Below are 12452 nucleotides of genomic sequence, written 5' to 3' on the forward strand. Positions count from 1 at the left end.
AGTGATAACCAACATGCTGAATCAAATGGTGCTGCAGGAGAGAATAAGCAAGGTATCCCAAGCGATGGAGTCTATGAAAAACACAAGCATCAATGAACAGTTTCCCATCGGACTAATCGACATACATCTATGGGAATGGCCGCAAGGTGTCGGTCTGTATGGCTTGCTTCAGCTCCATGAGGCAACGAAAGATCCTAAAGTGCTGGAATTTCTGGAATCATGGTACAATGCAAGGCTGATGGAAGGGTTACCGGAAAAAAATGTGAACACCTGTGCTCCACTCCTTACTTTGATCTCACTATGCGAGCTGACCGGAAACAGGGAGTACGAGCAGGTCTGTGAGGAGTGGAGCAGTTGGATCATGGACGGACTGCTGCGAACCGGAGATGGTGCGTTTCAACATATGATCACGGGAGATGCCAATGATGGTCAAATTCTGATTGATACCCTATTTATGACGGTGCTATTTTTGGCCAAGGCAGGGGTATACTTCAAGAAACCCGACATGGTGGAAGAAGCCAAACGACAGTTCCTTGTGCATATCAAATATCTATACAATAAGAAAACCGGATTATTCTATCATGGCTGGGATTTCAACGAAAATCATAATTATGGTGCTGTTCATTGGGGAAGAGGCAATGCATGGTATACGGCGGGAGTTATGGATTTCCTTAATATCATTCCGATTGAAGACGGGCTAAAGGACTATCTGCTGGATACAGCAACCGCTCAAGTCAGAGCATTGAGCAAGCTTCAGGGTGAAGATGGCATGTGGCACACTGTGCTGGATGATCCAACCTCTTACAAAGAAACCTCGGCAACAGCAGCGATTGGATACGGCATTCTCAAGGGAATCCGGTATGGATACCTGGATGAATCCTATCGCCAGAATGGCTTGAGAGCGCTTGAAGCGGTTTTGAAACATATTGATGATCACGGAGTTGTACAGCAGGTGTCCTATGGTACTCCTGTGGGGCAGGATGCTCAGTTTTATAAAGATATAGCGATCAGTCCGATGGGTTATGGACAAGCACTAACGTTGTTTATTCTGATTGAGGGCTTGCGGGTTCCAACCGCCGAATAGAATAAGTCGGACTTGTACGGAGGATGGGGGATACAGTTTCCTGTATCCTCCTTTTTGTTTTAGTAAGCTCGAATCTCGATTAATTCGGCATATCTGCTGCCATTTGTGGTATCAATTATGATTCTCAGAGCCTGAGCTGACACAGGGACATCCAGGGAATGAATAACTTTTCTTTTATGGTTTTCTTGAACACTTGCGACTTGTGTCCATTCGCCAGCTGGAGTCAGTACATCCACGCGATAATCACGCACAAGTTCAGGCATCACACGGAATGTGGTGTGATGGTGATGGAGGTTAACCAGATCCTCGTTTACATCATCATTAAACGTCAAGTGCAATTCAGCCAAGGTTTGTGGCTCTTCCCATGTCAGTTGTACCCATTCTGGCTTCCCAGACTCCATCGGCTGCGACATCCACTGTTGGGGCCCACCGAAGGGGCGATGGTAACCGTTGATCGTGTTGTCCGCTGAATAGGCCGTGGTCTCAGAGAGGGTACGACAGCAGAACGGTTGACGCGCCAACCCCTGCATGGACCATAATACGACAGGCTGATCCGTGGCATGATCCTCCAGATTTTTGGACACGTGGTTTTCTTCTGTTTTGAAGAAGATCAGCACCCCGCTGTGTGCTTCTATCGAATGGTAGAGTGAGACGGCTTTATTGGAGCGGATGATCATAAAAGCATTCTGCGGTTCTTCCGGTCGCCATTCGAGCGGAAGCTTCACCCACTGCGCAGTTCCTGTTGTAACGTTAACAGTCACCGTAACTTGTAACGAATGCGGGACGTAGTTCTCCTTACGTCCCGTATCCCACAGCTCTACCGTCAGCTCGGTATCGCTGGATGCATCCAGCAGCAGCTCCAGGCCGCTGAGCAGTGGATGCACAGGCAGCAGCAGGGCAACATCCGTACCCAGCGGGTACGTCTCGCCAGGCTGCTCAAGGGCGATGCCCGTCAGCGTGCTGGAGGCTGTAGCCTTGGCACGCCAGGCCAGATCCAGCTCATCGTGGCTGCGCACCCCGATGATGGAAGCGTCCTGCCGCAGCAACGTCTGCTGCAGCAACGCCAGATGCCCCGCGTGCAGCTCGCGCGGCGACACCTCCATGGCCGCGCAGAGCGCCGCGCCCGTACCAGCGGCTTCGCCGATGACCGCGCATGTTGCCATGACGCGCGTTGTGCCGAAGGCGACATGTGATGCGCTGATGTCGCGCCCGGCCATGAGCATATTCCGCACATTTGCGGAATACAACGAGCGGAACGGCACGTGATATACGCCGTCGGCATGCATATGCTTCGAGCCGCTCGCTTCGGCGTACATGCCCTGCGGAGGATGCAGGTCGATGGACCAGCCGCCAAAGGCAACGGCATCCGGGAACTCCCGCTGGCTGATAATATCGTTCTGGGTGAGCACATAGTCACCCGTGAAGCGGCGGTACTCCCTTTTGCCAGGCAGAGAACCAATCCACTCCAGCGTCATATGGTCGGCATCAAACTTGCCGGAATTCTTGATATAGTCCCAGATCCCGTAGATCACGGACCACAGTTCATCACGGATCAGCTCATTGTCATGAACAGTGTCATGTTCACCGCCCCATTCAATCCACCAGTAATGACAACCGGAATCCCCGCTGCGAATGACCCGGCGAATCGGAATGCTGGTCTGTGTAATATCCTTGGCAAAAGAAGGCGGGATATAACGGACAGGTGCACCAGCATCCTTGGTATAGAAGAGAAGTGTACTGCCCAGCGTGATCTGATCAGCCACCTCAGGTGCCCATTCTTCACCATATTCGCTGCGGGCTTCCCGGCCGAGTGCAAACTTGGCTCCAGCCAGAAAGCCAACCAATCCATCACCCGTACAGTCCAGATAGATCTGACTTTCGAATCGGATTTTGCGCTCAGAACCCATCATCCATCCGGTAACGGAGGTGATCATGCGTTCATCTCCATCCCCAGTGGCCTCGACTTCATGTACATCCGTGTTCAGGTACAGGCTGATGTTGGATTCAGCTCGAACGGCTTCCAGAATGATCAAGTCCCAGAGATAAGGATTGCCCTCTGGATTACGATACTGATTCTCTACAAACAGTTCCCCCATGATGCCTGTCTCGCGGGCATAGCGGTTAATCCCATGGGCGGTAGCGCCGCAGACCCATACGCGTACTTCACTGCTGGAATTGCCGCCGAGCACAGGACGATTCTGCACCAGAGCGACCTGTTGGCCCAGCCGGGCAGCAGATATGGCAGCGCATACGCCAGCAAGCCCACCCCCGATGACGGTGATATCCGGTTTAACGAGTTCGTGCTTCATATGAACACCTCTCTCATTGAATATGGATGAGCCTAAGCTCAGATTTCCTATTTCATATCTATAATTTCATATTAGTTCTATATATTTACTTTTCAAATACACTATATTATCATCGAGCATATACTTTATTTCATAACAAAGGCAGGTGTGTCATGGACCTCCTTAATCACATCTACTGGAAGAAGAAAGCTGAATTTGCTCTAGCAGAAGATATCTACGACGCTTGGGTGGTCTTTGCTGTTGAAGAGGGCGTATTTCGTTACGAGATTGACGGGCAGAGCGGAGAGGCGGGTTTTGCTGATCTGGTGTTATGTCCGCCCCACATTCCTTTTCGCAGAGAGACGGTAACCCCGCTGACATTTCACTATATGCTGTTCCGTTGTAACTCCGCAGAGGGTGAGAGTCTCCTGCCGCCAATCGGAAAATCTCTCATTAATGATACAAAGCGTCTGGCTTCAACATATGCCTACCTGCGTCTGGCGAGTGAGGACAACGATGAAGTTACAACAGGATGGAAAACCCATCTGATGTTGGATTTGTGGCGGCTGTATCAATGGGAGCGCAGACAGAGCATGCTAATGGAAACGAAGTTCACGGAGGATGCCCTCATGGCTGAAGCGGCGGTATTGTTGGAGGAGTGGGCAGGAGAGGCGGTCAGTCTCCGAACGTTGGCCGAACATTTGGCTTTGAGTCCTGTCCAGCTCACCCGAAGGTTCCGGGAAGCCTTTCAAGAAACACCATCCGATTATCTGAAAGCGATTCGTCTCAAAAAAGCAAAAGCTTTGCTGGCAGATAGTCGTCTGACCCTTACGCAGATCGCCGAGAGATGTGGATACGAGAACGGATTTTATCTGAGCCGTGTATTTTCGTCCACCATAGGAATCAGTCCCTCGGAGTATCGGAGACGACATCAAGTATGAGGTAAAGGGTCTCGTCCATCTAGCCATCCATCCATCCATCCATCCATTCACTCACTCATTCATTTCTTGCTTACACCAATAGAACATATCTGTGTAGTTCACATGGATCTAGGCAACGAATATCACAAATCCATGCAAATCATTCGACTCCGGCTGTGAATGGCAGGCAGGTGCTATAATGGGGTCATTAATTGTAGGGGAGCGAGCACTAAGGAATGAAGAAGCCAAATTGGAAAAGTTGGTTGCCACAGCGGCTCAGGTACCGTCTGTTCGGTGCGTTTGTGGTGTTGATTCTCTTGCCGTTCAGTGCATTGAATGTCTACAATTATCAGCAGATTGAATCGCTGGTCGAGCAGAAAATCAGTGAGCAGAGCCATGAGCAGCTCGTCCAGATGTACCGCTCTCTGGAGGACCAGATGAGCATTGCCTTCAAAACGCTTATTTTTCTGGAACAGGATTCCGCGGTAAGAAATGTGCTAACCTCCCCGGACAGTCGTACGCCGCTTGAGAACAAGTCGCTGGTAGAAGAAAAGTTCAAGATGATCAACAACAGTTTTTTTCTATATAATCCTTCGGTGTACTTTACCTTGCTGGATTTTTATGATAGCGTTTACACTTCGTATTTGCCGAAACAAGCACTGACTTATGGCCCCTATCTGGAACAATTTCGTGAGCGGCTGGGGGAAATAACCATTCCAAAAGGCGGTGCGAAATCACAATCGCTTCAACCGGAAGAACTCTTCTATCGCTGGGATGCACGGGATACCAACCCTGTGCTTAGAGAGTTATCCTCCAGCCCGTATCTGTTGTCGCTGTACGCTTACATGAAAGATAGCGGCGGCAAGCGATACGGACTGGCACGAATTAGCATCGATTATTCCTACTGGTTCCAAACCATGCTGAAGGATTCACAGAGTAACCAGGAATATTACCTTATTACAGGTAGTGGAGAGACCATAGCCAGTTCATCCAAAACAGCGGCGCTTTCCCCGGAAGTTACGCGTGAAATAGCTCTTCATCCGGCACAGGCTTATCTGACCGATCCAGCCTCGGAGACGCTGATTAACTACGTGTACATCGAATCACTGGATTGGTATATGGTAAATCGAATTCCACTTTCCATCCTGTTTACAGAGATATCCGAGCTTAAACAGCGTTACTTTCTGACCTTTTTTGGGTTCACAGGAGCATTTGTAGTGATGGCTTTTATGATCTCGGCAACGTTTACGCGCCCTTTGTCGCACTTACAGAATAAGATGAAGGAGGTTGTCCGCAAAAACCTCAAGATTCGTATTCCCGAAGGCCGCAGCCGTGGGGAAGTACTGGAACTGACACGCACGTTTAATACGATGCTGGATGATGCCAATCAGATGATCAACAGACTCAAGGCGGAGGAACGCCAGAAGGAAGCGGTACATTTTCATATGCTCCTGGCCCAGATGAATCCGCACTTTCTCCTGAATACATTGAATACAATGAAATGGAGTGCGATCCGCAGCGGGAATGAAGAGATCTCCGAGATGTGTGTTTCCTTGGGCAAATTACTGGAGGTCAGCCTGAATTCACAGGTCGAATTGGTATACCTGAAGGAAGAGATTGAGTTGGTTCAAGCCTACCTTCATATTCAGCGGATTCGTTACCGCGATAGCTTTGAGGTGACTTGTGAATTTGACGATAAACTGGAATATGCGCTGGTGCCCAAGCTGAGCTTGCAGCCACTGGTGGAGAATGCCATTCATCACGGTGTCGGGCCACTGGAGCAACTTGGTCAGATCCGTATTGGAATTTACAGGCAAGACACAGGAATGCTGATGCTGGAGGTGGCAGACAACGGAATTGGAATGGAGGAATCCCGGCGACAGCAGATGACCCGCACGCGTCCGGGGATCGGTCTGTCTAACCTTAAGGAACGATTGCGGTTATTGTTCAAAGGCCAAAGTGAACTTGAAGTGATTGATACCAAACCGGGGACATTAGTGAGGTTCAGCATTCCTTTTTTATTGTCGACGCCTTACGTACAGAAGCGGTCAGACTAGGGCGTGTCTGAAAACTCCGAAGAAGCAGATTTTGCTGAATTTTCGTTCCAAGCAAGGAAGTTTTCCGCAGGCGTGCCGGGGCACGTCAAGGGGAAGTGACGCAGCATGGGGCGAAAAGGCGGTAAAAGATGCACTTCGCGAGTTTTTGAGACATGTCCTACACGACTGGAGAGGGGAATCTGGAATGTGGAAGGTATTGCTTGTAGAAGATGAAGTATTTGTACGTGAGTCAGTGCGAGAGATTATTTCCTGGGAAGAGCTGGGCTTCACGGTCATCGGAGAATCCGGTAATGGGACCGAAGCGCTGGCGATGATTATAAAGGATACACCCGATCTGGTGCTGACCGATATTGTCATGCCAGGTATGGATGGTCTGGAATTACTCAAACAGACCCGTCAGGCCGGGTTAAAAACCAAATTTGTCATGCTCACCTGTATGGGGGAGTTCGAATATGTACGCCGTGCAATGGAATACGGGGCTTCCAATTATATTCTGAAGCTGTCGATGAGTGTAAATTCACTGCGTGATACTCTGCGTAAAGTAAGTGCGGAACTGGGAGCTTCTGCTGAAGCCCGGACAGAGACAGATCAACATGAAGTGCCGCCTTCCACACCGGTTCTCACATCAACGCCTGCTTTGCCTAATTCTCTTACGGTCTCTTCTGCGACCCCGTCTGATACGGATCTTCCATTTACACCTGTTCGTGAGCCGGTTGTGAAGCATCCGGAGATTAGCAAAATAATTGAGTACATCGGACAGCATTATGACCAGGACATTACCGTCAAATCCATGTCACGATATGTGATGATGGGCGAGAATTATGTGAGCGCTTTGTTCAAAAAGAAAACCGGCCATACCCTGATTCACTACTTGCATGGGGTACGGATGGAGAAAGCGGCTGAATATTTGCGCGAGACGGACCTTCCCGTACAGGAGATTGGTTACCGGGTAGGGTTCGGAAGTGATAATTATTTCATCAAAATATTCAAGCGTTGGACCGGTTGCACGCCCAGCCAGTATCGCCATCGCTCGTGACTCACAGGAGGAGTAGAAGGAATATGTGTACCGAGGGCTCAGGCAAGCAAGGATAAATCCGTATTTTTGTTCAATCCGAATCATGGATATGTATCTTATGAACCCAGCAAGGTCCCTGCTACGATGTAACGGAAGGTACACTTCAATTCAGGGAGGTCATGTGACCAGATGAGAATCAAAAAAGGATTAACGGGATTAATCGTAGGTGCGCTGATGCTGGGCTTGCTTGCCGGCTGTGTAGGTAAAAATGAGACGAACGGTGGAGATAACGGAGGTGGAGCGGCAGGGGGAAAAGTGAAGCTCACCATGTGGGGCGCGGTGCCGCCCGAGAATGGTCCACAGGAAGTGGTGGATACCTGGAATGCGGAGCATCCTGATATTCAGGTGGAATATGTGCGGTTTGTGAATGACGATGATGGCAACCTGAAGCTGGATACGGCGCTGTCCACCGGGCAGAACGTTGACTTATATGTCAATTACACTCTCACGAACCTCGATAAACGCATCAAGGGCGGTACAGCATTGGATCTGGGCGAGTTCACCGACTACAACATTGATGAGAAAATGGGTGAAGATGCGGCTTCCTGGAAAGTGGACGGCAAATATTACGGGATGCCAACCAAGAAAAACGCTGCCTTCTTCGCTTTAAATATGAAAGCGCTTGATCAGGCCGGACTGAGTGTACCGAAAGCCTGGACATGGGATGAAGCCCGTGAGTATGCACTCAAACTGAAGACGGCTGGCTTCAAGTACGGATTGGTGCAGCATACCGCTTCCTATGTAGACCCGCTCGATTCCGTTCTGGTGAAGAACGGCTATGTTAAGGCAGACGGTACTTCTAACCTCGATGATCCGCTTGTCACTAAATGGCTGGAGACGTTGAACGGAATGATGAAGGAGGATGCAACTACCCCTCCGCTCGGAGAGCAGCTGACTTCCAAAATGCCGGTGGAAAACATGTTCCTTGGCGGTGAGTCTGCCATGATTAATATCGGCGAATGGCTGATTCGCACATCAAACAATATGACCGAGTTTCCGCGGGATTGGAAAATCGCCTTTGCCCCTGTACCGAGACTGGCTGCACAAGAAGCAGATATGGTGAAGAGTGGAGGACTTGGTGACTTTATCGCGATCAATTCCAAGTCGAAAAACAAAGAAGCCGCATGGGAGTTCCTGAAATGGTACGCCGATGGGGGAATGATGCCGATGGCTGCGGGTGGACGTTTGCCTTCATCAAATGCGGTTGATCAACAGAATGCCATTGATCATCTGCTGGGCGATTATGCCGATTCTTATGATAAAGAGTCACTGGAATTTGTGTTGTATGGTGACGAGACACCTACGTTTGTCCGCAGCATTGCACAGGAAGTGGTCGATCTGCGTGCACAGGAGTATGAAAAGTTCTTCCTTGGTAACCAGACTGCCGAAGTTACGGTACAGAACATGGTCAAACGCCATAATGACTGGCTGAAGCAGAATCAATAGAATGCAAAAGTAATGAGTCCAAAGGCCGTCCCCAATGGGACGGTTTTTCTATATAAGTCAATAGAACAATAGAGCATTAGATGTATGGCATTAGCTAGGGCTTTCCGGGCTAAAGGAAATAGAACAATTCCATGTTGTTTTCCTCCCGAAAGGCACTGCCGAAATACATATATCTGTGATATCAGGTACAGGGTTATGTTCCTTAAATGTTAGAGGACATCTTGTTATGCTTAATTCCAGAACAGATGTTAAGGAGTGGGGAGCATATGCATAAATCCTGGATGAAACGGCAGAGCAGGCTCGGGTATCTGTTTATTGGGCCCAATATGATTGGCGTGCTGTTGTTTTTTATTATACCGGCTGTCTATTCGTTCTATCTCATGTTCACTGATTACAAATTCATGAGCCCGGAGACAAATTTCGTCGGGCTGGACAATATCCGCCGGATGTTGAATGATGATCTGTTTGGCGTGGCGCTGCGAAATACATTTGTATTTCTGTTAGCGGTTCCGGTATCGATGGGGTTGGCTTTTATCGTGGCGGTGGCGCTGAACAAGTCTGTGTATTGGCAAAAAACGCTGCGTGCTCTCTATTTCATGCCCTACATCACCAGCGGTGTTGCCATCGCCTTTGTCTGGATGCTGCTGTTTCAGCCAACATCGGGGCCAATTAATGGTTTCTTGCGCGGAATCGGTATTACGAACCCACCCGGCTGGTTATCAACAACCGAATGGTCCATGTATGCGATTGATATCATCTGGATCTGGTTCATGTTGGGTTACAACATGATTATTTATCTGGCCGCTTTGCAGGAAATTCCGGAGGAATTGGTTGAGGCAGCACGGATTGATGGAGCCCGCCCCTGGCAGACGATACGCCACGTGATTTGGCCGCTTGTGAGCCCAACGACCTTTTTGCTGCTGATTACAGGACTGATTATGACCATCAAAAACTTTGGCATTATTCAAGCGATTACTCAGGGTGGGCCGGGAAACAGTACAACCGTGCTGTCGCTGTTTATCTACCAGAATGCCTTCCGCTACTACGAGATGGGATACGCTGCTGCCATTAGCTGGGCGCTCTTTGCCATTATTATGATCTTCACTGTATTGCAGTGGCTTGGTCAGAAACGTTGGGTTCACTACTAAGAGAGGAGGGATCGTTATGGATAAATTAAATGCTGCGAACGTGAAGCCTACAGTTCCGCAATCACCTAAAGTGAAAGTCCGCAGAGAGTCTTTGACCCAGATGCGGAGAATCATACTGACACTTCTGATGTCCGGGTTTGCTTTGCTGATGATTATGCCGTTCATCTGGATGATCAGCACGTCGTTCAAATCTCCTGCGGACGTATTCACCTATCCCATCCAGTGGATACCCTCCAGCCTGAACTGGGAGCATCACATTAAGGTCTGGAGCGGAGCGGATACCTTTGCCACGTATTATCTGAACTCGTTGAAAATATCACTGATTAGCACGATCGGAGCTGTGTTTCTCTCAGCGTTTGCAGCCTATGGCTTCGCACGGATTCAATTCAAAGGACGGGAGACACTGTTCCTGATCTATCTCTCGATGATGATGGTACCGCCACAGGTGCTCTTTGTACCAAAGTTCCTGATGTTTGAGTGGGTTGGGATATATAATACCCACTGGGCTTTGATTCTGCCCGGAATGTTCACGATCTTTGGGGTGTTTATGCTGCGGCAATTCTTCCTGTCGGTGCCTTCAGAGATTTCGGAAGCGGCGTTCATCGACGGTGCCGGTCACCTGCGTATATTCTTCAGGCTGATTCTGCCCTTGGCGAAGCCAGCGCTGGCTACACTGGCGATCATTGATTTCTCCTGGCATTGGAATGACTATGAAAATGCACTTGTGTTCCTGATCGACAAAGACCTGTACACCGTGCCGCTCGGACTGCAGAACTTTATTCTGGAGAACAATGTGGACTACAACGGCATGATGGCCGCTGCCACGGCAGGCATTATTCCGATGATCATCATTTTCCTGGTGGGACAGCACTATATTATCCAGGGCGTGGCCGGAAGTGCCGTGAAGGGTTAAAGATGCTATCACTGTGATCCAATAATATTACCCTTTTGCTGAACGAGGAAATTTTCGCGGCAGAAGGGTTTTCTGTTAAAAGGGAGAATTAATCCATGATCTGAGTTTATCCATTGGAGGCGATTCTCATGGAAGTGAAAGTCATCACATTGCCAGCTTTTCACGTTGTAGGATATTTAATCGTAGCTACCGTAGAAGAGTTCGAGTCGGGGCTGGGCAAAAGCCAATTTCATAAGCTTGTTGAGGGAAAGAAGGAAATTCAACATAGAAAAAATGACAACGTCATATTGATGCAGATGTATCCGATGCATGAGGATTTTAACGCAAAGGTTGATAAGTTCACACATCTAATAGGATATGAAGTAACTAGTTTGGAGAATGTCCCATCAGAGATGATAAGTCATGACGTCCCTGACAACCAGTATGTGACGTGCACGCATCGAGGAATTGAGTCAGAGATTGGTGATACATACGATTATATATATGGACAGTGGCTTGGTGAGAACGGACATGAACCCAAAGATTATGATTTTGAAATTTGGGATGAGCGTTATCAATCGGAAAGTGTCAGCAATGAGATTGATATATATGTAGCTTTGCAATGATTTTATCGGGATTCATGGGACACATTTATAATGAAGGAAGAGGATGTTGTTGAAGCTGAGTATAATCATATTTATTGTTTGAGATATCGCATGGGAAAATCGAGATAAAACACTGGAAATAAAGTATCCCCCAGAACCAAATATGTTATGAGTATTAGAGCAGTTGAGTAATAGATATATTTTCAAATATCTCTGAGTCTAATCTGAACGATCAATATCTTCTCCAATACAATAGTTCAAACTTCGTATATAATATAAAATCATATGATGCTGTATGACTACATAACTATCGCGAGGTGCACTAGACTTATGCCAACCATCTACGACTTTACCGTAACCAGAACCAGTGGAGAGCGTTTCCCACTCTATCAATATGAAGGAAAACCTGTGCTCATAGTAAACACGGCAAGTAAATGTAAATATACGCACCAGTTTGATGACATGCAGAAGCTGTATGACCAGTACAAGGATCAAGGGCTTCAGATTATTGGTTTCCCGTGTAACCAGTTTGCAGAGCAGGAGCCTGGAAGTAGTTCAGAAGCAGAATCCTTCTGCCAGATTAACTATGGTGTGAAATTTCCGATGTTCTCCAAACTGGATGTGAATGGAGAAGCGGCGCACCCGCTCTACGACTTTTTGAAAAGATCTGGGCCTTTTGCCGGCTTTGATGAAACAGATATACAGGCCAAATTATTGAAATTGATGGTGACCGATAAAGCACCAGAATGGTTACATGGCGATGCGATCAAATGGAATTTCACAAAATTCCTGATTGATGCAGAGGGTCATGTAGTCAGACGCTTCGAACCTATCGACTCCATCGACGAGATTCAAGAGAGTATTAAACAGCTTCTTTAATTTCACTTTCATATATCCTACAGGGGCATGACACAAATCGTTCCCCTCTTCCGAACAG

The 12452-nt window shown here is 48.2% G+C and carries 10 protein-coding genes; 9 read left to right on the top strand and 1 reads right to left on the bottom strand.

What is annotated here, in order from left to right; translation table 11 throughout:
• Positions 1 to 13: 13 nt before the first annotated feature.
• Entirely contained in the window at positions 14 to 1084 is a 1071-nt protein-coding gene (gene bglB, locus QNO02_RS12030; protein WP_289392151.1) for a beta-galactosidase BglB, read from the top strand.
• Between the two features lie 59 nt (positions 1085 to 1143).
• Here the strand turns inward: bglB and QNO02_RS12035 are convergent, their stop codons facing one another.
• Positions 1144 to 3393: an FAD-dependent oxidoreductase gene (locus QNO02_RS12035; protein WP_289392152.1), complete on the bottom strand. Its 2250-nt coding sequence runs from the start codon at positions 3391 to 3393 to the stop codon at positions 1144 to 1146.
• Between the two features lie 152 nt (positions 3394 to 3545).
• Here QNO02_RS12035 and QNO02_RS12040 point away from each other — a divergent pair, with 152 nt between their 5' ends.
• From QNO02_RS12040 to QNO02_RS12075, 8 genes are all read left to right on the top strand, one after another.
• On the top strand, positions 3546 to 4313 hold the full coding sequence (locus QNO02_RS12040) for a helix-turn-helix domain-containing protein (RefSeq protein ID WP_289392153.1): 768 nt from the start codon (positions 3546 to 3548) through the stop codon (positions 4311 to 4313).
• 215 nt (positions 4314 to 4528) lie between these two features.
• Complete coding sequence (locus QNO02_RS12045) at positions 4529 to 6349, top strand: sensor histidine kinase (protein WP_289392154.1); 1821 nt, start codon at positions 4529 to 4531, stop codon at positions 6347 to 6349.
• A gap of 184 nt (positions 6350 to 6533) precedes the next feature.
• On the top strand, positions 6534 to 7385 hold the full coding sequence (locus tag QNO02_RS12050) for a response regulator transcription factor (protein ID WP_289392156.1): 852 nt from the start codon (positions 6534 to 6536) through the stop codon (positions 7383 to 7385).
• Positions 7386 to 7553: 168 nt separating this feature from the next.
• On the top strand, positions 7554 to 8870 hold the full coding sequence (locus QNO02_RS12055; protein WP_289392157.1) for an ABC transporter substrate-binding protein: 1317 nt from the start codon (positions 7554 to 7556) through the stop codon (positions 8868 to 8870).
• Positions 8871 to 9136: 266 nt separating this feature from the next.
• Positions 9137 to 10018: a carbohydrate ABC transporter permease gene (locus tag QNO02_RS12060; protein ID WP_091031550.1), complete on the top strand. Its 882-nt coding sequence runs from the start codon at positions 9137 to 9139 to the stop codon at positions 10016 to 10018.
• 16 nt (positions 10019 to 10034) lie between these two features.
• On the top strand, positions 10035 to 10931 hold the full coding sequence (locus QNO02_RS12065; RefSeq protein ID WP_502921865.1) for a carbohydrate ABC transporter permease: 897 nt from the start codon (positions 10035 to 10037) through the stop codon (positions 10929 to 10931).
• 128 nt (positions 10932 to 11059) lie between these two features.
• Positions 11060 to 11536 carry a GyrI-like domain-containing protein gene (locus QNO02_RS12070; RefSeq protein ID WP_289392159.1) on the top strand — a complete coding sequence of 159 codons (477 nt, stop codon included), beginning with the start codon at positions 11060 to 11062 and terminating at the stop codon, positions 11534 to 11536.
• A gap of 309 nt (positions 11537 to 11845) precedes the next feature.
• Complete coding sequence (locus tag QNO02_RS12075; RefSeq protein WP_133384425.1) at positions 11846 to 12394, top strand: glutathione peroxidase; 549 nt, start codon at positions 11846 to 11848, stop codon at positions 12392 to 12394.
• Positions 12395 to 12452: the final 58 nt, after the last annotated feature.

It is taken from the genome of Paenibacillus sp. PK1-4R, from assembly GCF_030369595.1.
GTDB lineage: Bacteria > Bacillota > Bacilli > Paenibacillales > Paenibacillaceae > Paenibacillus.

Excerpts from the sequence above, each read along its gene's own strand:
- QNO02_RS12045 (WP_289392154.1), top strand. The coding sequence starts at position 4,529 with ATGAAGAAGCCAAATTGGAAAAGTTGGTTGCCACAGCGGCTCAGGTAC.
- QNO02_RS12065 (WP_502921865.1), top strand. The coding sequence starts at position 10,035 with ATGGATAAATTAAATGCTGCGAACGTGAAGCCTACAGTTCCGCAATCA.
- QNO02_RS12075 (WP_133384425.1), top strand. The coding sequence starts at position 11,846 with ATGCCAACCATCTACGACTTTACCGTAACCAGAACCAGTGGAGAGCGT.
- QNO02_RS12035 (WP_289392152.1), bottom strand. The coding sequence starts at position 3,393 with ATGAAGCACGAACTCGTTAAACCGGATATCACCGTCATCGGGGGTGGG.
- bglB (WP_289392151.1), top strand. The coding sequence starts at position 14 with ATGCTGAATCAAATGGTGCTGCAGGAGAGAATAAGCAAGGTATCCCAA.
- QNO02_RS12055 (WP_289392157.1), top strand. The coding sequence starts at position 7,554 with ATGAGAATCAAAAAAGGATTAACGGGATTAATCGTAGGTGCGCTGATG.
- QNO02_RS12070 (WP_289392159.1), top strand. The coding sequence starts at position 11,060 with ATGGAAGTGAAAGTCATCACATTGCCAGCTTTTCACGTTGTAGGATAT.
- QNO02_RS12050 (WP_289392156.1), top strand. The coding sequence starts at position 6,534 with ATGTGGAAGGTATTGCTTGTAGAAGATGAAGTATTTGTACGTGAGTCA.
- QNO02_RS12060 (WP_091031550.1), top strand. The coding sequence starts at position 9,137 with ATGCATAAATCCTGGATGAAACGGCAGAGCAGGCTCGGGTATCTGTTT.
- QNO02_RS12040 (WP_289392153.1), top strand. The coding sequence starts at position 3,546 with ATGGACCTCCTTAATCACATCTACTGGAAGAAGAAAGCTGAATTTGCT.